18 protein-coding genes and 1 pseudogene are annotated in these 24,152 nt (G+C 64.6%); 13 read left to right on the top strand and 6 right to left on the bottom strand.

All coding sequences use genetic code 11. The features are described 5' to 3' along the window. Positions 1–388 precede the first annotated feature (388 nt). Complete coding sequence (locus tag ABZ896_RS17035; RefSeq protein ID WP_360928708.1) at positions 389–1,198, bottom strand: hypothetical protein; 810 nt, start codon at positions 1,196–1,198, stop codon at positions 389–391. Between the two features lie 194 nt (positions 1,199–1,392). Continuing rightward, positions 1,393–1,563, bottom strand: a complete 171-nt coding sequence (locus ABZ896_RS17030) for a hypothetical protein (RefSeq protein WP_360928705.1) — start codon at positions 1,561–1,563, stop codon at positions 1,393–1,395. Between the two features lie 410 nt (positions 1,564–1,973). Between ABZ896_RS17030 and ABZ896_RS17025 the strand changes: the two genes are divergently transcribed. Next, a complete protein-coding gene (locus ABZ896_RS17025) occupies positions 1,974–2,639 on the top strand; it encodes a hypothetical protein (protein ID WP_360928702.1) in 666 nt (221 codons plus the stop codon). Positions 2,640–2,652: 13 nt separating this feature from the next. Here the strand turns inward: ABZ896_RS17025 and ABZ896_RS17020 are convergent, their stop codons facing one another. Then, positions 2,653–3,087 (bottom strand): hypothetical protein, encoded by a 435-nt coding sequence (locus ABZ896_RS17020; RefSeq protein WP_360928699.1) that lies wholly within the window; start codon positions 3,085–3,087, stop codon positions 2,653–2,655. 253 nt (positions 3,088–3,340) lie between these two features. Here ABZ896_RS17020 and ABZ896_RS17015 point away from each other — a divergent pair, with 253 nt between their 5' ends. The 7 genes from ABZ896_RS17015 (at position 3,341) to ABZ896_RS16985 (ending at position 15,130) form a co-directional block, all read left to right on the top strand. Next, positions 3,341–4,009 (top strand): Crp/Fnr family transcriptional regulator, encoded by a 669-nt coding sequence (locus ABZ896_RS17015; protein ID WP_360928696.1) that lies wholly within the window; start codon positions 3,341–3,343, stop codon positions 4,007–4,009. A 55-nt stretch (positions 4,010–4,064) separates the two neighbouring features. After that, positions 4,065–4,649, top strand: coding sequence for a hypothetical protein (locus ABZ896_RS17010; RefSeq protein WP_360928693.1), 585 nt, complete (start codon positions 4,065–4,067; stop codon positions 4,647–4,649). A gap of 585 nt (positions 4,650–5,234) precedes the next feature. Further along, positions 5,235–12,332, top strand: coding sequence for a PA14 domain-containing protein (locus ABZ896_RS17005; protein WP_360928690.1), 7,098 nt, complete (start codon positions 5,235–5,237; stop codon positions 12,330–12,332). A 3-nt stretch (positions 12,333–12,335) separates the two neighbouring features. Continuing rightward, the gene (locus ABZ896_RS17000) at positions 12,336–12,704 is read left to right on the top strand and encodes a hypothetical protein (protein ID WP_360928687.1); all 369 of its coding nucleotides are present in this window, start codon (positions 12,336–12,338) and stop codon (positions 12,702–12,704) included. Positions 12,705–13,891: 1,187 nt separating this feature from the next. Next, positions 13,892–14,266, top strand: coding sequence for a hypothetical protein (locus ABZ896_RS16995; protein ID WP_360928684.1), 375 nt, complete (start codon positions 13,892–13,894; stop codon positions 14,264–14,266). Positions 14,267–14,576: 310 nt separating this feature from the next. Continuing rightward, positions 14,577–14,759 carry a hypothetical protein gene (locus ABZ896_RS16990; protein ID WP_360928681.1) on the top strand — a complete coding sequence of 61 codons (183 nt, stop codon included), beginning with the start codon at positions 14,577–14,579 and terminating at the stop codon, positions 14,757–14,759. A gap of 131 nt (positions 14,760–14,890) precedes the next feature. After that, a complete protein-coding gene (locus ABZ896_RS16985) occupies positions 14,891–15,130 on the top strand; it encodes a hypothetical protein (RefSeq protein WP_360928678.1) in 240 nt (79 codons plus the stop codon). Positions 15,131–15,529: 399 nt separating this feature from the next. Here the strand turns inward: ABZ896_RS16985 and ABZ896_RS16980 are convergent, their stop codons facing one another. Then, positions 15,530–16,609, bottom strand: a complete 1,080-nt coding sequence (locus ABZ896_RS16980; protein WP_360928675.1) for a hypothetical protein — start codon at positions 16,607–16,609, stop codon at positions 15,530–15,532. A 503-nt stretch (positions 16,610–17,112) separates the two neighbouring features. Further along, positions 17,113–18,585, bottom strand: a complete 1,473-nt coding sequence (locus ABZ896_RS16975) for a recombinase family protein (protein ID WP_360928672.1) — start codon at positions 18,583–18,585, stop codon at positions 17,113–17,115. 86 nt (positions 18,586–18,671) lie between these two features. On the opposite strand from ABZ896_RS16975, the pseudogene ABZ896_RS16970 reads away from it, so the two are divergent. From ABZ896_RS16970 to ABZ896_RS16955, 4 genes and pseudogenes are all read left to right on the top strand, one after another. Further along, a pseudogene (locus ABZ896_RS16970) lies at positions 18,672–19,310 on the top strand (ATP-binding protein); the annotation flags it as partial. Then, positions 19,307–20,464, top strand: a complete 1,158-nt coding sequence (gene dprA / locus ABZ896_RS16965; RefSeq protein ID WP_360928670.1) for a DNA-processing protein DprA — start codon at positions 19,307–19,309, stop codon at positions 20,462–20,464. The pseudogene ABZ896_RS16970 and the gene dprA, both read left to right, overlap by 4 nt. 260 nt (positions 20,465–20,724) lie before the next feature. Then, positions 20,725–21,570 (top strand): RNA polymerase sigma factor WhiG, encoded by an 846-nt coding sequence (gene whiG, locus ABZ896_RS16960; protein ID WP_360928667.1) that lies wholly within the window; start codon positions 20,725–20,727, stop codon positions 21,568–21,570. A 74-nt stretch (positions 21,571–21,644) separates the two neighbouring features. Further along, positions 21,645–22,202 (top strand): helix-turn-helix domain-containing protein, encoded by a 558-nt coding sequence (locus tag ABZ896_RS16955; protein WP_360928840.1) that lies wholly within the window; start codon positions 21,645–21,647, stop codon positions 22,200–22,202. A 104-nt stretch (positions 22,203–22,306) separates the two neighbouring features. Here the strand turns inward: ABZ896_RS16955 and ABZ896_RS16950 are convergent, their stop codons facing one another. Further along, entirely contained in the window at positions 22,307–22,813 is a 507-nt protein-coding gene (locus ABZ896_RS16950; protein ID WP_360928837.1) for a M23 family metallopeptidase, read from the bottom strand. Between the two features lie 359 nt (positions 22,814–23,172). Here ABZ896_RS16950 and rpsB point away from each other — a divergent pair, with 359 nt between their 5' ends. Next, positions 23,173–24,087: a 30S ribosomal protein S2 gene (gene rpsB / locus ABZ896_RS16945; protein WP_360928664.1), complete on the top strand. Its 915-nt coding sequence runs from the start codon at positions 23,173–23,175 to the stop codon at positions 24,085–24,087. Positions 24,088–24,152 lie beyond the last annotated feature (65 nt).

Below are 24,152 nucleotides of genomic sequence, written 5' to 3'. Positions count from 1 at the left end.
CCCTGCTCGCGGCGTAGGCGTACCCACAGCTCTGTGCCAGCCGCCTGCAGCGACGTCTCTGATCACTCGAAGGGCTCAACTGGAACCACGGAGCAGGCGGGGGCTGCCGTACTGACGCACGAGCCCCAAGGTCAATCGGACTTCTCTTGGAGCTTGGGACCCCGCCGCCCGTAACGAGGCGTAATTATGTTGGCCAACGATTGAAATAACCGCTGCAAGACGGTGGGGGGCTGCGCCGAAGCCGCGTGGCGGACTTTGGTGAAATACGATTCGCTGGGTTCGGCGCCTGACATCCAGCGTGGTCCGAGTTCGGCGATCAAGCTTTGTCGGTCAGCCATGTGATCCCCCTTGAATGCATCTACCGACATCTGTCTGATCCGTGAGATTACTACCCATCCTTAGCCCCCGTAGCACTCGTCTCCGAATCGCCTGGTAGTGCGGGGTGTGGAACAGTACCGGCGGAGCCGCCCCCGTTGTACGGCCGGATCACTTGCGACACTCCGAGCATGTGTGCGATTGCCAGCAAAGAGGGAAGATCGTCTTCGCAAAGGTCGCCAGGATTCGGCGCCTCCACGATCAAGAGGCCTTGTGTTATTTCACCGGCTCGCGTTCGCATGATCCGGGCGGTCTGGTATCCATCAGATAGAGAAATTCGGTAGGCGTCGGGGTCTTTGGCGAGATCGGCGATGTATCGGTCTCGTGAGCCGCGGGCGACACTCAAGAGGAAGTCGCTACGTTCATCGCCCTGAGTGTACGTCTGTGCATCATGGCTATTCGTGCCCGATGAGGCCCGGCGGACAAGACGGTCTCGATCTTGCAAGGCGTAAAAGATGGTGCGAGCTCGCGGGTGAGCCAACTCAGACGCGGTATCCACGAGCCGGTCATTGATCGAACCGAGCAGCTCCTGATGCTCCGTTGGGCTGACAGACAGCCGTCCCATGTACTCGGCCACCGGACCCATGGCTGCTTCTAAAACAGCAGCCCGTTCACGCTCCTGCTGGATTCGTTCGCTATCTGCTTGCACTTTTAGCGTGGAGAAAGCGGCGGCGGCAGACAGCAGGGCGCCTCCAATGAGGCAGACAACTCCGCCAGTCCCATCAGTGTCGGCCGCGATGCTTCCCAAGGCGAGCGAACCCCCAGAGAAGGCGCCCACGGTGCCAGGTACGGAATAGCGACGCAGCGTTGTTTTCCAAGTCATTCCTTCGGTCCCGCCCCCTCGTGTCGTTGCTTCGAGCGCTGACAATGACACCAGACTCAGACCGGCGGTTCCTCACGTACCGTCACTTCACTCAACAGTGCCGAGGTGGTGAGGAGGCGAAAGGGGCGCACTTGAAGCAGTTCGCGCTCTACCTGAAAACATGTTCGGGCTACCTGTACAAGTGCGGGGCGCCCTTATGCCGTTTGGACCAGGGCGTCGATCTCCCCGATGGAGATGACCTCGATCCCGTCGAGGTAGGCCGTGAACATGATCCACAGCCGCGGCCCGGTTCGCAGCGTCCAGACCCAACCTCCAGGAGCGGGCCAGGAGTTCGGGTCGACCAGGACCTCGGCGATGAGCTCCATGACCTCTCGACGGTCATCCTCAGGCAGCTCCGCCAGAGCCTTTTCGACATCCTGCCCAAGACCCACCGTGTACGTCATCTCTTGCTCCCGCGCTCCGTGATCGTCTGGAGTCGGCACCGTATGGCTTGTCCGGCGACCGCGTGAGGGCCTGTGGATAACTCAGGCTCCGCATCAACTCCAGGGCGCCTGTTCAGCGTGAGGACCAGATAACTACCGCCGTGGGTAGCCGAGTTGGGTGCTTCAGTACTTGCTGGCACGGTCCCCTCGGACTGAAGGCCCGGAAAGCTCTTGCGGTCGTCAGGGGAACCGGAGTCGAACACTCGGACGCTGGGTCGGTCACGAAGAAATAAAAGCTCCTTAACGCCACGGAGTTGGTGCCAAACTTCCATTCCTGACTTCAAGGGGGATTCATGTCATACCCGCCGCCGTCACCTCACCCTTATCAACCGCCGCAGGCGCCTCAACCGGACCAGCCGACGCAGGAGCGGACCGAGCGCTGGTCGGCAGTGGCGACTGTCGTGAGTGCCGTCGTGGCCGTGCTGACGTTCCTGGTCGGATTCATCGGCCTGCCAGCCGCCGGGGTCTCCTCGCCGACGGGTGGTACGGCGACCGTAACGGCCACTGTCAGAGAAACGGTCACCGCGACGGAGACTGCCACTGCTGGCGGTAGCAGCGGGACCACGGAGGCGTCCCCCTCGGTGTTGGACTCGGTCGTCCGGTGGGCCGGCCCCATCCTCGTGGGAAGCGGCAGTGGATTCGACCTCGACACCTTGCCACCCGAGGAGAGCACCTTTACTGGCCCTCAGGACTTCCAGGCGAACGTCTCGGACGATGGTACGCAGGCCAACTTCCCATATGGGCAAATGGCTGTAGTTCCCAGAGATCAGGATCCCAGCTACGAAGACTGCGTACTTCTCGCAAAAACCCAGCCGCAATATCCATTGATTTCACCAGGGAATTCCGTATGCCTGATCACGGGTGAAAAGCGGGTCGCCGTGGTCACGGTTACGGCGGTGCACCGCGAGGCGGAGAACGTGAGCATGCGTGTCAGCATCTGGGAAAAACCCATCGAGTGAGCGGCTGCGGAACCTACCGGATTTTGGCTGACGAGACTTCGATGAAGGCACGCAGCGCTTGGCGGGTTGCCTCGGTGCGGCTCACGAGATCTTCCGTGTCGGCGGCTTCGTGGATGCCGCTGGCCATGCGCAGGAGTTCATCCGCCAGTCGCAGCAGTTCCGGATCCGGGAGGTGGAACGTCAGACCGTTGACGGCCTGGCGCGCAATGCCCCGTAGCCGGTGTCCCTCGAAGCGGGCAGCGCGATGTTCTGGTCCCCCGCGTTCCTCGTCTTTCCGGTGGTACCACTCCTGCTGGCTGCGGATTACTTCCGTGATGGCGTTACTGAAGGAGAGCGCAGCTTCCTGGCGGTCGCGCCGAACGGTGCTTCGGCGCTGGAAAACGTAGCCGAGCGTGGCGCCGAGGAGGGTCCCGACTACGGCGACGAGGCTGGTGAGCACTTGGGTCACAGGTCAATGCGAGCACGCCGCTTGCAGCCAGCGCTAGATCGGGTACCGGCGAGCGGCTGGGATCGGCCTGCCGCGGAACAACCTGGCAGGCTCTGCTACCAGGCACCACCTAGCGTGGAGGAGAGTATGTTTCCAACGGGTGGACGATCTACCCCCGAGAGGCCAAGACCGCAGCTACCTGTTGGACCTAGCCTCTTCGTGCCAGCGTGTAACTCCCGGTGAGCTCAGCCTGCCCCGTTGCGAGGAAGTAGAGATGCCTGACGACAGCGGCCCGTCGAAGAGCCTGGAGCAGCTGGCCGCACTGGAGCAGGTCGGATCCCGTCTGCAGTTTCGGTCAGGCCAGGTGATCGTGCGCGAGGGCGAGCCGTCGAACCATGTGGTGATGCTGCTATCAGGCTCCGCCAAGGTGGTGCGTCAGAGCGGCGTCGGCACGGAAGTCATTCTTGGCCTGCGGCAAGCTCCCGAGTTCATCGGCGAGATGGCTGCGCTGAGCGGCGCACCCAGATCCGCCACGGTCATCGCGCAGACTGACGTAACGGCGGTGGCCGTTCCAGCTGATCGGTTCAAAGCCTTCCTTGCAGAGCACCCCGACGTAGCCCTTGCTGTCATGACCGTGATGACGGATCGACTGCGCGAGGCCGACCAAGCCCGCCAGGCATTGGCCACTCAGACGGTGACGCAGCGCGTGGCTGCGCGACTGCTGGAACTGGCGGGCCGAATCGGAGTTGTGGAGGACTCGACTGGTGACGTCCGGATGGAGCTGTCACAGCAGGATCTCGCAGCATGGGTCGGGGCATCGCGAGAGGCAGTCGTCAGAACTCTGCGGATGCTGAAAGAGCGGGACGTCGTTGCCACCGAACGACGACAGATCGTGATCAAGAACTTCGAGGTTCTTCGGTTCTGGGCTGCCGGCCAACCCTGAGTGGTATTCTGACGCACTCAGAGTGCGGAAGAATACCGCTTGGGGGCGTGACCAGGTGATCGAGCACGTGCGCAAGGTCTTCATGGGCCTGGACATCGCCGGGTTCAACCGGGCTGGACGTTCGGACCTCTGCGGCCTCGGCATGAGGCAAACGCTCTACAGAGCCCTAGAGGGCGCGCTGCTCGACATCGCCGTGCAGCGGGACGAGTACGAGCTGCTTGACCGCGGTGACGGCATCATGGCCGTCCTTGATCCGCTGGTGGACCTGGACACGCTGGCCTACTTGGTCCTACCGGCTCTGGCCGCGGGGCTACGCAATCACAACGCCACCGCGGACGCGCAGGACATCATCCGAGTTCGTGCGGCGCTGCACAAAGGTGATGTCATCCGTGATGATCGCGGTTATGTCGGCAAGGAGTTGAGCCATGCATTCCGGCTGCTCGACTCACCGCAGCTGCGAACTGCCTTGGAGCAAAGCGGAACTGAGCTAGCACTTGCGGTCTCTGCCGTTGCTTGGCGGCAGATGAGGCACGCTGGCTCGGGAGGACCCCACTTTGAACCCGCCTTGGTCACCACCAAAGAGCGCGCCGTACGAGCCTGGCTGGCTGACGTCGCCCCTTCTGCCTCGTTGGTGCGGTGAACCGCGATGGATCCCTCATCGGTCGCCCGAGCGCTGGCTCTTCCGTTGCGTGCCGTTCCAGCAGTGCTCCTGGTCATTTTCGCTGGCATTGTCGGCACCATCGCCCTGGCCTGCTCTAGCGAACGGCGGGCCTACGCTATCGAGTTGGCGCAGGTTTGGACGACGGCGGCCTGCGTGATCGCTACCGGGCAGCAGCTGAATCGACCGCGCCAGGTGAACCGCCGATCGGACAACTGAGCGCAGAGCGAGCGGCGATGGCATCGGCCTCACGCCTTTGACAGACCGGCCAGCGCCAGGGCGATGACCAACTCATTCTTTTTCTCGCTATCCCGATTACAGCCTCAGCTCAAACGGCAGTTCCAGTCCCGGGGAGTTCCCCATATTTAAAATTCCCTATTGCTTCGCTAAAAATTGAAGCCTAGAATTAAATAAAGAGGTTGTGTTTAATTCCCGGGAGGAGGGTGTGTGGGCGATGGCTTAGGCCGATTAATGAAGTGGTTCCGGGAGGTGATGCCGTCCAGACGCACCATGCGTCGGACGTGGCGACAAGCCGTCGTTCTCCGGCCTCAGGTCAGCCGCGGCTTCATGGCCAGCGTGGCCGTAGCCGCGGTCGTGCTGAACATGAGTGGTTCGACGCTCGTGACGCTGGCCGGCCTGTACGAGGAGCAGCAGGCCCGGATCCCGCACCCGCTGGCCGCCGCGGTACAGCAGCCGTCGGCGCCGGCCGTAGATGCCGTGGTTCCTCGCGGTGTGGCCGCGGCCCTGCCGGCCGAGGTGGTGGCCCAGCTCGAAGCCGACCGGACCCAGGCCACCAAGGGCAAGACCGGCGACTTCAAACACGTGCGCGTGCTGGAAGAAGGCCGTAGCGCCACCGACAAGGTCTGGCTCAACGCCGACGGCAGCAAGTCGCTGGAGCGCTCGGTCGAGCCCACCAGCTACCAGGACGGCGGGCAGTGGAAGGACATCGACGCGTCCCTGGCCCAGGACCAGGCCACGGGTGCGTGGCGGACCAAGGCCAACGCCTGGCAGGCCCGCTTCGGCGCCGTTTCTGAGGCCGGCGGAGTCGAGCTGGCCAAGGGCGCTGCCACCATTACCTTCAAGCCGCAGGGTGCTGCCCTCGTTGATCCGGTCGTGACCGGTGAGGCTCCCAACCAGGTCGTCCGCTACCGCAACGTCTGGCAGGGCATCGACCTGATGTACCAGCTGACCGGCTCGGAGCTCAAAGAGAGCATCATCATCAAGAGCCGGGCCGCCGCCAACTCCTTCGACTTCGATCTGGCCGGCGCCAACCTCGTACCCGACCCCGACTTCCCGGGCGGTTACGTCGTGGCCAGCGGCGACCTGGCCGGCTTCAAGGTGGCCGCTCCGACCATCGCCACGGCCACCCAGGGCGTCATCGGCGCCGACCCGCTCGTCCGTCAGACGCTCAAGGGCAACCGCCTGACCGTCACCCTCGACCGCGGCTGGATGACCAAGCAGGACACCGACAAGTTCCCGCTGGTCATTGACCCGTCGTTCTGGAGCTACAGCGGCCCGAACAACTGGTACAAGAACTTCAAGTCCGACGGCTACATCTGCAACCCGGGACAGGGCTGCGGTAACAGCGCGGGCAACGCCAGCAACGCCTACTGGCGCTTTGCCTTCCACGTCGACTTCCCGCAGATCAGCGGGTCGTACCTCGTTGGAGCGGCGCTTCACCTGGAGATGCCGAACCCGGACGGCGTCCACTACTACGGCCAGTACACGAACCGCATCCTCTACATGGAGCACGCTGGCTGCCTGACCTCGTTCAACTGCATCGACTACAGCTACGGCGACACCGCTGGCATCATCGCCCAAACCGGCGAGTTCGATGTAACTCCCCAATTCCGTAAGGCCGTTGAGGGCGGCGACTGGGGCACCTGGATGATGGTCCACGGCGAGGAGACCCCGGGCTACGAGTCCTACAAGCTGTTCGCCTACGACCGGACGAAGGTCTGGTTCAACTACCAGAAGCTGCCGCAGCCGAGCCTGATCGCGACCGGTTCGCCGGCCAACGGCGGCACCGCGGTGACCACCCAGCCGTCGCTGAAGACCAGCCCGGCGTACGACGCCGATGGTCCTGGTCCGGTCGTCTACCGCTACCAGGTCGCCACGGCCAAGACCGGCAACGGCACCGCCACGACCTCCAGCCCGTACGGCACAACCTCGGCCCTGAGCAACATCATCGCGGACTCCGGCAACTTGGCCGCGCCGAAGTGGACCGTGCCCGACAACGTGCTCCAGAACGGCACCACCTACTACTGGCAGGCCCTGACCTGGGACAGCTTGGCGAGCTCCGGCTCCACCTACAGCCCGGTCTACTCGTTCAAGGTAGACGTGCGCAACGGCAAGTCCAACACCCAGGCCTTCGACACGGCCGGTCCGGTCAACGTCGACCTGGCCACCGGTAACGTCACCACCGACGCCGCGAGCCACAGCCTGGCTGCGCTCGGCGGCGAGGTCGGCGTGGGCCTGAGCTACAACTCGCCCCAGCGGTCCCGCCAAGGGCTGGTCGGCCAGTACTGGAACGGCATCCAGAACCCGCCGACGACGCCGGCCGCTCTCACCAAGGTCGACTCGGACATCAACTTCGACTGGGGCAACGGCACGCCGTACGCGGGCATGATCAGTGCGGACAACTTCACGGCCCGCTGGAGCGGCTACCTCGTCGCGCCCTACACCGGCACGTACACCTTCGGCTGCCGCGGTGACGACTCCATGCGGACGATCGTCAACAACGTCACCGTGATGGACAAGTGGACCTCGGGTGGCTGCTACGGCACGACGACGACCTGGGGCACCACCACCTTGTCCCTCACGGCCGGCCAGGTCGTACCGTTCTTCACCGAGTACGCCGAAGCCACCGGTCTGGCGTACGCCGCGGTCTACGCCAGCGTCTCGTCGGGCGGCAGCACCTTGTTCGCCGGTGCGATTCCGACCTCGTGGTACCAGACCGGCGTCCGGCCGGTCGCCACGCCCCACGGCCTCATCGGCCGCTACTTCACCGGCAGCACCCTGCCGACGGACGGCGACACCACCGGTCAGTTCCTGGCCCGGACCGACACCAGCTTGAACATGGACTGGGGCAACGGCGCTCCGGTCCCGAACGGCCCGACGGACAACTTCGTCGTGCGCTGGAAGGGCTACTTCAAAGCCCCGCAGACCGGCAGCTACATCTTCGGCGGCCGCGGCGACGACGGCATCAAGGTCATCGCGAACGGTACGACGCAGATTGACCGTTGGTCGTCCGGCGCCACGTACGCACCGGTCTGGGCGGGCAGCGGCATCAGCCTCAGCGCCGGCCAGACCATCCCGGTCACCGTCGAATACAAGGAGCTCACCGGCGGTGCCAGTCTCGGCCTGTACGTCAACGGCCCCGGCCTCGACTCGGCCGCGCCCGTCCCGAGCGACTTCCTGCTGCCGCTGGCCCAAGTCCTGCCGGACGGTTGGAGTTTGGGCGTCGATCCCGACGGCAACCTGAGCTACGACTTCGCCCTCATCGGCGCCAACAGCGTCGTCCTGACCGACTCCACCGGTGAGACCCACGAGTACAAGTGGACCGGTACCGCCTTCACCCCGCCGACGGGCGAAGACGGCCAGATGGCCCGCAACGTCGACGGCACCGTCACGCTCCAGGACTCGGACGGCCGCACCTACGTCTTCAACACCGACGGCACCTTGCAATCGAGCACCACCCCGGCGGATGACCGCCAGCCGGCCGCCCTCCAGTACACCTACGGTGGCTCGCCGGCTCACCTGACCCAGGTGACCGACGGCGTCACGAGCGCCCGCTGGGCCAAGCTGCACTACTCAGGCGACAGTGGATTCACCTGCCCAACCGCCAGCGGCTTTAGCAGCAGCCCGACGGCCGGCCTGCTCTGCCAGGTCGAGACCTCCGACGGCCGGGTGACCAACCTGTACTACTCGGTCGACTCCGGTGGGCACTTCCGCCTCGGCCGCCTGGCGCACCCCGGCAGCGCCCTGACCGACTACGGCTACCAGACCGAGGACTCGGCCGCGCCCAACAGCTGCCCCGGCTGCTTGGCCAGCGTCCGCGACACCCTGGCCAACGACGCCATCTCGGCCGGCGTGCGGACCCAAGACACCACCGTCCTGACCGAGCTGGCCTACGACGCCCTCGGCCGGACGGCCAGCGTCACCCTGCCCGCGGCCACGGCCGGTGCCAGCCGGTTGTCCCGGACCTACGAGTACCAGTCGACGGTCGGCCTCTCCACGGAGTGGAAGCGCTACATGCTGCCGGGCGGCAACTGGGACCACGCGGCCCTGACCGCGGACCCGGCCCCCGGCTACGGCCTGGAGGTCAACTTCGGCTCGCTGCTCAACAGTGCTGCCACCGGCACCCACCCCCTGTACGACTGCCTCAACGCCGGATGGGACGACATGACGTCACCGGCCTCGAACTGCGAGGGCACGACTGTCCGTGGCCTGCTCGGCTACGCCTACGACACTCAGCAGCCCGGCACCGTCCCGGTCTACCGCTGCACCATTGGCTCCGACCACTTCGATTCGCTGCAATCCAACTGCGAGGGCCAACACTACGAGTCCCTGCTTGGCTACGTCCTGGCCAACCCGTCCGTCACGCCGGCCTCGACCAAGCTCCACGTCACCGGCGCCACCGAACCCAACGGCTTCTACCGCAAGGTCACCTACGACGACACCTTCCGCACCACCGGTGACACCGACGCGGCCAACCTGACCACGACCACCAGCTGGGACACCGCCAAGGACCTGGTGCTCTCGACCACCGACCCGGCCGGCCTGATGTCGAGCACGCTGTACGACTTCGATGATCGGCCCACCGACCAATACGGTCCGGCTCCAGCCGGTTGGTTCGGCTCAGATCGCAAGCCTCTGGCGGCCAACGATGCTGCCACGCCCCATAGCCAGTCCGGCTATGACGAGAACATCCGTGGCCTGGCCATCAGTGTCTACAACAACAAGAAGCTTCTGGGTGTACCCAAGGCTCACGCAACCGGATTCAACAACGTGCCTTACGCCTCTTACGGCCTCGACGCAGCGGCGGGCGTAGTCACACCGACTGACGGTCTGAGCTTGCGAGCAACTGGCAAGATACTACTGAGTCAAACCGGCGTTCACAGCTTCCGTGCATGGCACAGCGACGGCATGCGCCTGTTCATCAACAACCAACTTGTCATCGACGAGTGGGTCGACGGAGCGGAGCGGTTCAGTGTCAGTGGCACCTACAACAACACTGTCGCAAACAGCTGGGTTGATTACCGGGTCGAGATTTACCGTGCAGGCACCACTGGTCGCGTCTTTGGCCAGCTGTTCAAGACTGCCCCGGGCGGGGCCGAGCAGGCCGACATCTCGGGGTTGATGACGCCGGCCTACAGCCTCACCACCAACCAGACGACCTTCGACTCCAGTACCGCCGTCGGGGACGTCACCTCGACCACCAACTACGGTTCGACCCCCGAGCTCGGCCTGGCCCAGAGCTCGACGCTCGACAGCACCGGCTTGAACTACACCAGCTCGTCCGCGTACGAGACCCCCGGCACCGGCAGCTTCCTTCGCCAGACCTCCAAGACCCTGCCGGGTGGCACCACCACCAGCTACAGCCACTACTCGGCCACCGACACGGCGGACAACCCGTGCACCACCGGCGCGACTGAGGCCTACCTCCAGGCCGGCCAGCTCAAGCTCAAGACCGAAGCTGACCCAGACGGCGCTGGCACCCTGACTGGCCGCACCACCGAGACGATCTACGACGACGCCGGTCGGGTAGTGGCCACGCGCTACAACGTCGACGACTGGACCTGCACCACGTACGACAGCCGTGGTCGCGTCACCCAAGTCGTCGTCCCGGCCTTCGGCAGCCAGACCGGCCGTACCGTCACTAACAACTACGCCGTGGGCGGCAACCCGCTGGTCACCAGCAGCACCGACGCCAGCGGCACGATCTCGACCACCGTCGACCTGCTCGGCCGGACCACCAGCTACACCGACGCCAACGGCCAGACCACGACGACCAGCTACGACAGTCTCGGCCGCGTATCCGGCCGCGCCGGCCCGCTCGGCACCGAGGCCTTCACCTACGACAACTACAACCGACTGACGGCGCAGAAGCTGGACGGGACGACCATCGCCAGCCCGAGCTACGACGCCTACGGTCGCCTCAGCGGCGTGACCTACCCGACGGCCGGCGCTCAAACTCTGGCGGTCTCCCGCGACTCGCTCGGCCGGACCATTGGGCTCGACTACACCCTGGGCAACGGCACGACCCACGTCACCGACACGGTCACCCGCAGCCAGAGCGGTCAGATCCTCTCGGGCACCGAGCTGGGCACCTCGAAGAGCTACGCCTACGACAAGGCCGGTCGCCTGACGAGCGCCACCATCGGGGCCAACGGCTGGACGTACGGCTTCGGCACGCCGACCAGCTGCTCGGGCACCTACAACACCAACGCCGGCAAGAACTCCAACCGCACGAGCGTGACCAAGAACAGCGTGACGACGACGTACTGCTACGACACCGCGGACCGGCTCGTCTCCAGCTCAGACGCCACGGTGGATGCCCCGCAGTACGACAGCCACGGCAACACCACCCAGCTCGGCACGACGCCGGTCACGACCTTCGGGTACGACTCGTCCGACCGGAACGTCAGCATCACCGAGGGCTCGAAGTCGACCACGTACACGCGTGATGTCCAGGGCCGGATCGTCACCCGGGCCTACAACGACGGCACGACCACGACGACGAACAAGTACGGCTTCACCGGGGCCGGCGACAGCCCGGACCTATTCCTCGACAACTCGAACAACGTGGTCGAGCGGTACCTCCAGTTGCCAGGTGGCGTGCTGCTGACCAAGCGGGCCAGCACCAGCGTCTTCTCGCTCGTCAACCTGCACGGTGACGTCTTCGCCACCACCGACGCTTCCGGCGCCCAGACCGGCACCTACACCTACGATCCATTCGGCCAGGTGCTCGGCGCGGCCACCACCAATACCGCCACGGGTTCGAGCTACGGCTGGGTCGGTCAGCACGAGAAGGACACCGAGAGCGCCTTCACCCTGGCGCCGACAGAAATGGGCGCCCGAGTTTACCTGGCGAGCCTCGGACGATTCCTCCAGGTTGACCCGGAGGAAGGCGGCACGGAGAACGCCTACGTGTATCCGCCCGACCCGGTGAATGACTTCGACCTGGATGGCAACAAGGGTTTCGATTGGAAGGCTGCTATCCACACTGTTACCCGCGTAGCCACCGTGGCCAGCTTCATTCCAGGACCGGTAGGTATCGTCGCCAGCGGAGTGGCTGTAGCTGGCAATCTAGCGCAGGGCAACTATAAGGGCGCGGCGATAGCGGCGATTGGACTGACTGGCGCCGGGTTCATCGGTAAGACCGCAGTCAAGTTCGCCGCCCTGAACAAATCCGTTGCTCCTATCGTTCAGATGCAAGCGCGACTTCCGGGGGTCGGAAAGTCGAGCTTCCTGTTTGGTAATTCGCGCTTCACGTCATTTGGTCGCGGTTTCGCGAACGGAAGATTCACGAGTCCAGTTAAAATAGGATGGAGCCGGTATGGTGGAAATCTTACCTTCAGGGTAGGAATTGGCAAGGCCAAGGCAAACCCGAGGGTGAGTAAGTATCACATCGACTACGGAAGACTAAATATAAGGTTTTAAGCAATGAAGAGCAGTGTAATTGAAAACGCCGATAACTTGTTTCAGATGCTGATCTCGTCTGGAGCGGTAGAGAAAAACGCTACCGGCGAATCTAGCATCTACAGGATCAGTAAGGAAATTGATGGGCGGAGGGTAGTCCTTGAGTACAGCATCCAGCCTTACCCGGGCGACAGGGAGGGGGGAGACGCTCATCTGCTATCAGAAGGGTTGCTGGACCTTCGGTATGAACAGGTGTCATCTGATGAAGAGCTGAGCCGATCCGTCAAAGAAGCAGTTCAATACTTTGAAGCAATCAGTCAAGGGAAGGCTCGCGTGAGAAAAAGAAGGCTGCTAGGTGTACCAGTTGGAAAGGTGCTGGAAATTGATAGGTAGTACTTCGACTGCCGGAAATGATGAAATTTGGCGCCAGGGGGAACGATCAACCGAGCCGACTGCTGAGCTAATAGATAGGGCGGCGATCTACCTCGGTGGCAAGCAAGCATGAGTAGGCTCTGGAAATCTTTCTTCTGGATTTTCTTGGCGTTCGGTGCCTTGTCCCTGGTTGGTGAAGATGGGGTTACGCTATGGCGTCTTCTAGACGTTCTACTGAGCGCCCTTGCGGGCATAGCACTATACGGTCTCGCTTATCGAAAGAGTCTAGGCGGTAACCGTTTTTGGATAGGTGTAGCACTTGGCTATCCGGTAGTAGACCTCTACTATAATCTCTCCGTGCTCCATGGCCTCCGTGATGCTGTGGGTATGAATTATTCGGAACTCGGTGTGACCCTCATTGGATTCACGGTAGCCGCAATGTCATACGTCGGTGTGGCGAAATATTCGCGGGTTCAAACGTTGAGGGGGTGGCGTCAAGGAAAACCTATATGAACGTCGGCATCTGCCAGGTTACTCAATTCATCGACGGACAGCTATCGGGTAACGGCTATAGCAAAACTTGGAATAAGCATACAAGGAGATGGCGATGAAAAAATTAAGCGCTCGGCGATGGATTAATGCAACCTTACTATTGGCGATGTATGCCGGCTGCTACTACTTCGGCTATGTTGCTCCTGATGACCATACTGGGCCTCAGGGTGGGGCGCGAGGCATAGTCATGGGTGTCCCCTTAGTGGCTTCGATTGTCGCAGTCCTCACCATTTATCACACCCGAAAGAGCGGCGGAGACTGGAAGAAGGTTCGCAAGAATCTCAAGCATAACTTCCTAGGCATGCTGTCCTACGCCTGGAGAACAGGGAGGTAGTGAATTACTGCATATGTGACGGAAACCCTAAATCAAGCGTTGACCAAGGAGGACTCATTGGCGGATCGGCGATACATCTCGTCATCATCGCCGGCCTGGGGCTGGGCTTCGGGCTACGGGCAATGGAAATCTACGGGGGGTTCCTCGCCTGTGCCACTCTGCTCCTGATGATTACCAACGCCGGGTCTCGTCATAGTTGGAAGTGTTCTGCACGGAAAGCACTGATCCAAGTCCTGTCTGTCGGCCAACTGGCCTTCTAGCTCCATGCCAAATCGCCAACAAGATTAACCCTTACCGACGCTACAGATAGGAGTATTTGACCATGAGTTGGCTTAAGAAGATTCTCAACGCAAAACAAGATTCGACAGAGGATGAGGTCCAGCAGTACGAGGAGGCTGTGATCATCACCTTCGATCTCTCCGAGGAAAGGGGGACGGAAGAAGAGGTAAAGCAGGCGCATGAACTTAGTGATGAGTTGAACAAGCTCATCGCCGAGAAATCAGCCGGAGAGTATGACGGAGACGAGTTCGGCGGCCACGAGTGCACCCTCTACATGTATGGGCCGAGCGCCGATGCCCTCCTTGAGGCTATTAATCCTGCTCTCGAAAAATCGACGTTCAAGCCGATCAGGGTACTGCGTCGCTATGGCTCGGTGGATGACGCCGCCGCGCGTGAAACTAAGACCCGCATCGCGTAGTGGAACTGGCTGCATCCAGAGGGAGCGGTGATTTGTCGCATTAAAGGGCCAGCGGGTGCGGCAGTTATCGTCGCAGCGCCGACGGCAAGCAAGATCGCGTCTACTCGTGAATCAATCTCCTCGGCGGTTTACATAGAACCCACCAGCAACACGCATTTCTCCTCCAGTCAAGAAGTTCATTCATTTGTGCAACTTCTGCACCGTTGACGACCCATGTCGCCGATGTCATCATTCGGCCACTGGGTCGTTCGGGGAGGGTAATGTGGGGAAGGTCAGTGAGCCGCCAGACATTGGCAGCAGAGAGCCGGGCGTGAGCATCAGATTCGAGGGGGAAGTCTTTGTCCGCCTGACAACCCTCACAGATAACCTTCGCGATGCTGAGACTCCAGAAGAAGCAGTGGCCATCGCGATTGAGCTGCTCTACCGGGCGGTGGGCAGGGAGATACAGATCGGGCAAGGCAAATCGGCCCAAATTTTTGATCTTTGGGAGTAGGTATCCGGGAGGACGCGGTGACCTCAGAAGCATCTGGCACGGGGAGATCCGTCAGGCGAGCTGCGAATAGCCGCCAAGCAGCAGAGGCCCTCAAAGCCGGGGAAATCTCCAGCAAAGATCGAGCGAGCCTCATGCGCGAGGAACAGCGAGCCCGCCGAAACATCGCCGTGGTACTGGTTTATGGATACATAGGGATCACGCTGCTGAGCATCTTGGCTCCGGTACTCATCGTGAAGCTGGTTGGTAGCGCCGAGATCGAAGCAGTCAAATCGACGACCGAGGGGATGGCGCCGATTACATCGGGCCTAGTGGGAGTCCTTGGCTTCGTCTTGGGCTACTACTTCAAGTCAGAGGAGAAGGGGGGTAGCTGATTCATCCGCATGATGACAGCGCCTCGGCTGTCCTCTCTAAATCTTTCCGGATATCGCCATTGCGGGCCTCACCGAGATGGCTAGGGCGCCTGCCTCGATCTGGCCGTGAGGTTCACGGCCAGGTCGACGGTATAAGCGTTATTGGGCCAGGACAAGCTCCCGCTCCAGGCCGACTCCCGTCAGGTGGTCTTGAACTTCGGGCCAGCTATTCATGAAGGTGCCGCATGCGCAGAAATAGCGTTCCCGCGGAGGCTGATTCCGGTAAATCTGCGAGCCCTACGGTTGGGGCAGGAGGTTGTCCGGAGGAAAATGAGACGTCCGCCCAGGTCAGACCTGTGCGGACGCTGCACGATTCGTATGCCAACCCGTGGTCTGAGAGTAGGCCGACGCGAGGCCCAGTCACTCCAGCTTGTAGGCCGTCTCGACCCCGGCCGTCTGTCCGTCCGGCGTAGCCACCACCCGGATAACCCCTCGGGAACAGCAGACGCCTCGCCCCGCGGTGATCTTCTCGGGCCCGATCTCGCCCTTGTCGTTCACTCGAACGAGACGACGTTCCGCCTTGTCTTCCGACAAGGTCGTACCAGGCCCCGCGACCAACTCCACCAAGACATCGGTCCCGGGCTCGAAGCCCTTGCCTGTCAGGATGAAGGGTTCGCCAGCCGGGCCCACCGCCGGCTCGACCTTGACCTTGGTCAGCGGTGAGCGCTGGGTGTCGCGGGACAGTGCGGAGGCCGCTGACCGCGAGGCAGTCGCTTCGGCTGAGCTCGACGACTGTCCGGTCGACCCTGACTTCGGCGTCACCGGTGCCGCGTCCTCCTCAAACCAGGTTGGCGCGTTCACGATCAATGGCATCAATACGGCGATCACGATGCTGACCAAGCCGAGCCGATGCGCCCTCAACCACGGCTCTCGAGCGTCCCTCTGCAGGAGGATGTACGTCGCAAAGCGGCGTCGTACCACCAGCGTGATCAGAAGGAGAGCTACGGAGAGGGAGGCGGCGGTAACTGCTGCGACCCAACCGACCATGAGCGCAGTCATCAGGACTGCGACCACGGCCAGAACCGATTCCAGCGGCAGCAGGAACCAGTCGATGATGCGCCGCGTATGCGTTGGGAGGATGCGGTGCAGTCGGGAGGCGTCCCTCGTGAGGATGTCCTTGATTCTATGACCGAACCCCACGGAGAAGTATTGCTCGCCTCCAGCAGCGTCGATCTCGATTAGTCCATTCTGGGCGCTGAAGGTGAACGACTTGGTCCCGCGCACAATTTTGATCGTCAGATTATCGACGAACGTAATGCGGCCCACCTGGGCCAAAACCTCTTCGAAAGACTTCCCATCATAGACGCTTTCCCCCACCGCTATAGAAAAATCGTCCTCTGGTGATGGGCCAAACTCACGGCGCACCTCCTCAAGGAGGTCATCCAGCTGATCCTTGCGGATCGTCCGCCCGGAGAGCTTGCGCGGCACCTTAAGCGCCATCGAACCTTTGAACCCTTCGCTCGCATCACCCGTATTAAGGGTTTGAGTGACAAGCGCTGGTGGGAGGCTCCCACCAGCGCGAATCAGAACAAAGCACTCTTGGGGGCGCAGTAGGCGGGCCGCCTTGAGTCGAGTCGAAGATTAGTGCATCGAGGTCCGCTTGGCGTGTCTGCGTGCGTCGTCACCAAGTCGACATATCGAAGTGTCGTGACGGATTCCATCAGGCGTATAAATCTATGGCCAAAGCAGAATCGTTCAGCCGCCGGTTGATATGAAGCCAAACCGGACATTCCTTGCCGATGGTCTGGCGGAATTCCCAACAGGATGGCACGGAAGTCAACGCGTCTGATCGTCAACCTGCTTTACCGCGACACGCCGAAGAGGCCGTTCTTCTACCCGAACGGGCTACGTGAGCACCTCTGGGGACTTCGGTTCAGGGGGCGTTGCCCGCTCGTTTGGTCCTGCGGGAGGTGCGTGCGCTGGCGTACGCACCTCCGTCAGTGTCACAGCTTCCACTGGATCTCGATGAGATCCGGATTGAACCGGTAGCCGCGCCACCTGGCACTTCCGGGATGCCCGGGCTTGACGATGACCTTCTTGATGACGAGCTGTGCCACGCTGCGTCGCCAGGTGAGCCCGGAACTGTCCCAGGCGTCGCGGATCGTCTGGTCGGCCGGGAGCCGGGCCGCGGTCGTCTCCTCCTGGTAGTGGGCCAGAGCTTCCCGGGCTTCCTGGACCGACGCCTCGGCGATGCCCTTGGCCTGGACGAACTGGTCCCGGGTGAGGACGTCGGTGGCGTAGTCGGTGACCAGTTGGTCGAGCTTGGCCTTGCGGCGCTCGTACTCCTGGACCAAGCCCCTGACCTTGTCCTTATCTACCTTGGGGGCCAGCGTCACGGCCACCTTCGGGTCGTCGAAGACGTGACAGATGGCCTCCTTGACCAGGAGTTCGACCGGTTCGGCGATCCGGAAGCTGGCGCCGCAGCCGATGACCCGCCCGTGGTTGTCTGTCCGGCGGCAGCGGTACCGCATCTGGGCTGGCCGGCCGTTTTCCTCCGACCGGCCTGACCCGACCATGACGCCGCCACACTTGCCGCAGTAGATCAGCCCGGTCAGTAGGTACTTACGGACACCGGTCTGCCCCTTGGGCCAGCGGTACCGCTTGCTGAGCCGCCGGGCCTCCATGCGGTCCCACTGCTCGCGCGTCAGGATGGCGGGCCACTCGGCCGGGTATTCCTGTCCTTCGTACTCGCGCACGCCGATGTAACGTTTCTTCATGATCGTGCGCTGAAGGTTTTCGATACGCCACTCCTTACCCATGGCGGTACGGATGTCGCGGGCGTTGAGGTCGAGCACGATGTCCCGGATGGACTCGCCGGCGATGAACCGCTCGGCGCACTCCCGGATGACGGCGGCTTCGCTTTCCCGGATGGTGAGGCCGTCGGCCTCGTAGCCGAAGGGGCGGCCACCGCCGTGAACCTTGCCGGCCATGGCCCGGGCCCGGGACTTGCGCTTGATGCGCTTTGACATGCGCCCGGCTTCGAGCATGGCGTTGTTGACCGCGTTGATCGCGGCGTGGATGCCCTCGGCCGTCGACAGGTCGTAGTTGATGCCGTCGGTGGTCTGGATTCGTCGCAGGCCCGTCGTCTCGGCGAGCTTGATCACCGTCAGCAGTTCTTCCAGTCGGCGGTACAGCCGGGGCATCTCGGTGATGAGGATGACGTTGATCTGGCCGCGGCGGACGGCGGTCAGCATCCGGTCGTAGTCGTCCCGAGGTTTGGTCGAGTACTTCGAGGCGCTGATGTCGTTGTCCTTATAGATGCCGACGACCGGCCAGCCCTCGTCGTCGGCGTAGGCGCTCGCCTCGGCGATCTGGATGTTGACGTTCTCGCTCAGCCCGCTACGGTCTCGGCTCAGTCGCGCATAGATGGCGGTGTCGTACCGGCGAGATTGGGCAAAAGTGGATGAATTGGACATAGTGCTCGACTCCAGTGAAGCGCGCTTGGCGCCCTGGCGGTAGCCCTAGATCCGGTTTGTCGGGGGTGCACAGCCCTTCTCTGGCAGAGACGCCCGAGTTCAACACCCAGGCCCTCGACGCGCTGCGTCAGCCGTTGGAAGCGGGGCATGTGGTGATCGCGCGCAGTGCGGGTGTGGTGCGGTTCCCGGCGAAGTTCCTGATGGTGCTCGCGGCCAACCCCTGCCCGTGCGGACGGTTCTCCCAGACCGACGACTTCTGCGAGTGCCCGCCCTCGTCGATCCGCCGCTACCAGGCCCGGCTCTCGGGCCCGCTGCTCGACCGCGTCGACCTGCGCGTGGAGGTGGACCGGGTCACGCGGGCCCAGCTCACCGAACGGGGTGCCCGGGGCGAGTCCACCGCGGTCGTCGCCGACCGGGTGCGGGCCGCCAGGGAACGGGCCGCCCTGCGTCTCGCGGGCACTCCCTGGCGGACCAACAGCGAGGTGCCCGGCCGCGAACTGCGCACGCGCTGGCACGCGTCGCCCGGTGCGATGGACGAGGCCGAACGCAGCCTGGAACGAGGGGTGCTGACCGCCCGGGGACTCGACCGTGTGCTGCGGGTCGCCTGGACGGTCGCGGACCTCGTCGGGCACGACCGTCCCGACGTGACGGACGTAGCCCTGGCGCTGCAACTGCGTACCGGGGTGCCGCGGGGCGTGCCCATGGCCATCGGAGCCCTGACGTGACCGCTGCCGACCCCGACGGCGAACTGCTCGACCGCGTCTTCCTCGCCCGCGTCCTCGAACCGGGGGACGAGGTCGGGGGGCGGTGGGTTCGGGAGGTCGGGGTGCGGGAGGTTGCTGATCGGTTGCGGGGGAAGGGGGAGTCCTTCGGTGGGGTGAGTGAGAAGCGGTGGGAGGGGTTGCGGGCTCGGGGGCGGGTGGCCGAGCCCGGGAGGGATCTGGAGGTCGCTCGGGAGGCCGGGGCTCGGTTCGTGTGTCCGGGGGACACCGAGTGGCCCGGGCAGCTCGATGATCTCGGGGATGCGAGGCCTATCGGATTGTGGGTTCGGGGGCTGCCGAGTCTGCGGATGTGGGCGTTGAGATCCGTCGCCGTCGTCGGGGCCCGCGCCTGCACCGAGTACGGCGCCCACATGGCCGCCACCCTCGGGACGGGGCTCGCCGAACACGGGTGGGTCGTCGTGTCCGGCGGGGCCTACGGGGTCGACGGCGTCGCCCACCGCGGAGCCCTCGGCGCAGGCGGTGCCACCGTCGCCGTCCTGGCCTGCGGGGTCGACCGGCCGTACCCGCGCGGACACGTCCAGTTGATCAACAGGATCGCGGAACAGGGGCTGGTGATCGGGGAGTTGCCGCCCGGCGACCACCCGACGCCGAGCAGATTCGTGCAGCGCAACCGTGTGATCGCCGCCCTCACCCGGGGCACCGTCGTCGTCGAGGCCGCCCACCGCAGCGGCTCCCTGGTCACCGCGCGGGCGGCCCAGCGACTGGGACGCCACACCATGGGCGTGCCGGGGCCGGCCACCAGCGGGCTGTCCGCCGGGGTGCACGAACTCCTGCGCGGCGACGCCACCCTGGTCACGGACGCGGCGGAAGTCGTCGAGATGGTCGGCGAGATGGGAGAGCTGGCTCCCGACCGGCGCGGGCCCGTGCTGCCCCGCGATCTGCTGGAGGCCGCCGCCCGGCGGGTGCTGGCCGCGCTGCCCGGACACCGGGCCGCGCGGGTGGACGAGATCGCGCGGGGCGCGCAGACGACGGGGGACGACGCCGTCGCGAGACTGTACGAACTCCGATCACTTGGTTACGTCGAACGACACGGCGACGGCTGGAAGTTGACACGCCAGGCGATGACCTCCGTATGGGGTGGCCGCACCCCGTGTTGACCGAGGGGGTTCGGCCGTCCGGGGGAACCCCGATGCCCTTGGGAATTCCCGCAGTTGGCGTTCGCGGGGAAGGCCGTGGGGTGATCGCCGCACCTCGCGAGGAGGGTGAGCGGAACGTATCTGCGCATGGTTCCGGCGGCACTCATCGCGCACTGCGACGCTTCAGTCACGCTACGCTCACGTGGATTCCGACACAGTCACCCACTTCTCTCGCTTCCTGTACATCACGTACTTCACGGCAGAACGGCACAAGGCGACGAATGCCCCAGCACACCTCCGGGTCCGACCGGGCGGCGGCGATCCCCCCAGCCGCTCGTGACGGTGGCGACGTGCGGCCGCCCGCTCCCTCGACGCTCGACGAGCTGTGGCGGTCGTACAAGGCGACAGCGGACGAGCGGCTGCGCGAGCAGCTGATCCTGCACTACTCGCCGCTGGTGAAGTACGTGGCGGGACGGGTGAGCGTCGGCCTGCCGCCCAACGTGGAGCAGGCCGACTTCGTCTCCTCCGGGGTCTTCGGGCTCATCGACGCGATCGAGAAGTTCGACATCGACCGGGAGATCAAGTTCGAGACGTACGCGATCACCCGGATCCGGGGCGCGATGATCGACGAACTGCGGGCGCTGGACTGGATCCCGCGGTCCGTGCGGCAGAAGGCGCGCAACGTGGAGCGGGCGTACGCGACGCTGGAGGCGCGGCTGCGGCGGACGCCGAGCGAGGGTGAGGTGGCGGCCGAAATGGGGGTCGCCGTGGAGGAACTCCACGCGGTCTTCAGCCAGTTGTCGCTGGCGAACGTGGTCGCACTGGAGGAGCTGCTGCACGTCGGGGGCGAGGGTGGCGACCGGCTGAGCCTGATGGACACGCTGGAGGACACCGCCGCCGACAATCCGGTGGAGGTGGCCGAGGACCGGGAGCTGCGGAGGTTCCTGGCGCGGGCGATCAACACGCTGCCCGAGCGGGAGAAGACCGTGGTCACGCTGTACTACTACGAGGGGCTCACGCTCGCCGAGATCGGTCATGTGCTCGGGGTGACCGAGAGCCGGGTGAGTCAGATCCACACCAAGTCGGTGCTCCAGCTGCGCGCGAAACTGGCGAGCTTCGGACGCTGAGAGGTCTGAGTCACTCCCGTCGGCAGGGGCACGTCCGTAGAGTGGTTGACGTGCCAAGGATTCGAGCGGCCTCCGTGGCCGAGCACCGGTCGATGCAGCGAGCCGCCCTGCTGGACGCGGCTCGGTCGTTGTTGTCCGAGGGTGGGACGGAGGCGCTGACCTTCCCGGCGCTCGCCGAGCGGACGGGGCTCGCCCGGTCGTCCGTGTACGAGTACTTCCGGTCGCGGGCCGCGGTCGTCGAGGAGCTGTGCGAGGTCGACTTCCCGGTCTGGGCCGCGGATGTCTCGGCGGCGATGGAGCGGGCGTCCACGGCTGAGGGCAAGGTCGAGGCGTATGTGCGGCAGCAGCTGGCGCTGGTCGGGGACCGGCGGCACCGGGCCGTGGTCGCGATCTCCGCGAGTGAGCTGGACGCGGGGGCGCGGGAGAAGATCCGGGCCGCGCATGGAGGGCTGGTCGCGATGATCGTCTCTGCGCTTGGCGAGATGGGGCATGAGCAGCCTCGGATGGCGGCGATGCTGTTGCAGGGCGTGGTGGATGCGGCTGTGCGGCGGATCGAGCTGGGGGCTGCGGAGGAGCCGGCGGTGATTACCGAGGCGGCTGTGCGGATGGCGCTGCGGGGTGTGCGGGGCTGAGGCTCGTCGGGGCTCGGCCGGGGTGGGTTTCGCTTGCCCGCGCTGGCGGGGTGCCGCTGCGCCCACCCGTGCCGCCCTGCGGCACGACTGCCCGCAGCTACGTATCAGGGCAGGGGGATGCCGAGTACGGGGAGCAGTCTTGGTGGGCCCCGGCGCAGTAGCCAGGGCGGGAGCAGCGACAGAGGGTCCAGGTAGGTGTCGCCTCTCAGGAGGCCCCAGTGGACGCAGGTCGTCGTGCAGTGGGAGCCGGTCGGTTCGACCGTGCCCACGGGATCGCCGGCTGCTACCTCGTCGCCCTTCTTCAGCGACGCCGTCACCGGCTCGTACGTTGTTCTGAGATCCGTTCCCGTCAGTTCCACGGCGACCACGCCACGGCCCGCCACCCGCCCCGCGAAGGACACCCGGCCCGCCGCCACCGCCCGTACCGGGGCCCCGGCGGGCGCCGCCAGGTCGACGCCCCGGTGTCCCCGGCCGTAGACCGTCGCCGGGGGCTCCCAGCCGCGCAGTACCGCGGGGCGGGTGCCCACCGGCCAGGCGCGGGCGATCGCCGGTGCCGGGACGGTGTCCGTGCCCGCCGGCTCCAGGAAGACCGGCCCAGTGGCCGGGCGCATGCCGGTGAGGATCAGGACCAGCAACAAGAACGGCACCAGCAACGGGAACGCCGCCGGTAACCCCGTACCGCAAAGTTTCGCTCGCATGCGAGAACCGTGCCGCAATCCGTCCGATCATGGCCGGGACCTGTGGACCACTCCCCGGTTGTGGATATCGGCGTCACCCGGTACCTCGCGGGTCCCGTACACTTCTTCTGGCGATCCGGGTCACCGGGTCGACTTCGCACGCCCCGACATCAGGCCGTTCCACGGTCGGTGTCAGCGCCTCTCGGTCCTTTGTGGCAAGGCGCGTCGCGGGCGTCAGGCGCGAGTGCCCTCCGGTACCCGCGGTACAACCGAGAACACCAAGGAGAACGGCCATGGCCGTCGTCACGATGCGGGAGCTGCTGGAGAGCGGCGTCCACTTCGGTCACCAGACCCGTCGCTGGAACCCGAAGATGAAGCGCTTCATCTTCACCGAGCGCAACGGCATCTACATCATCGACCTGCTCCAGTCGCTGTCGTACATCGACCGCGCCTACGAGTTCGTCAAGGAGACCGTCGCCCACGGCGGCACGGTCATGTTCGTCGGCACGAAGAAGCAGGCGCAGGAGGCCATCGCCGAGCAGGCCACCCGCGTCGGCATGCCCTTCGTCAACCAGCGCTGGCTGGGCGGCATGCTCACCAACTTCTCGACTGTCTACAAGCGTCTGCAGCGCCTCAAGGAGCTCGAGCAGATCGACTTCGAGGACGTCGCCGCGTCCGGTCTGACCAAGAAGGAGCTTCTCGTGCTCTCGCGCGAGAAGGCCAAGCTGGAGAAGACCCTCGGTGGTATCCGCGAGATGCAGAAGGTGCCCAGCGCCGTCTGGATCGTGGACACCAAGAAGGAGCACATCGCGGTCGGCGAGGCCCGCAAGCTCAACATCCCGGTCGTCGCGATCCTCGACACCAACTGCGACCCCGACGAGGTCGACTACAAGATCCCGGGCAACGACGACGCGATCCGCTCCGTCACCCTGCTCACCCGTGTGATCGCCGACGCCGTCGCCGAGGGCCTCATCAGCCGCTCGCGCGTCGCCACCGGTGACAAGGGCGAGAAGGCCGCGGGCGAGCCGCTCGCCGAGTGGGAGCGCGACCTGCTCGAGGGTGGCGAGAAGAAGGCCGAGGAGGCCGCTCCCGCCGCCGAGGCCGCCGAGGCGCCTGCCGCTGAGGCTCCCGCTGCTGAGGCCCCGGCCGCCGAGGTCCCCGCTGCCGAGGCCGTCGAGGCCCCCGCCACGGACGCCGAGCAGGCCTGACCCCTCACCGCTTCGGACGACGGGCGGGGGGGGGGGGGGGGGACCCCCCCCCCCCCCCCCACGAA

This window comes from Streptomyces sp. NPDC047072 (assembly GCF_040643855.1).
Classification (GTDB): domain Bacteria; phylum Actinomycetota; class Actinomycetes; order Streptomycetales; family Streptomycetaceae; genus Streptomyces.
The sequence above is the reverse complement of the archived record's forward strand: the minus strand, read 5'-3'. Positions and strand labels throughout refer to the sequence as shown.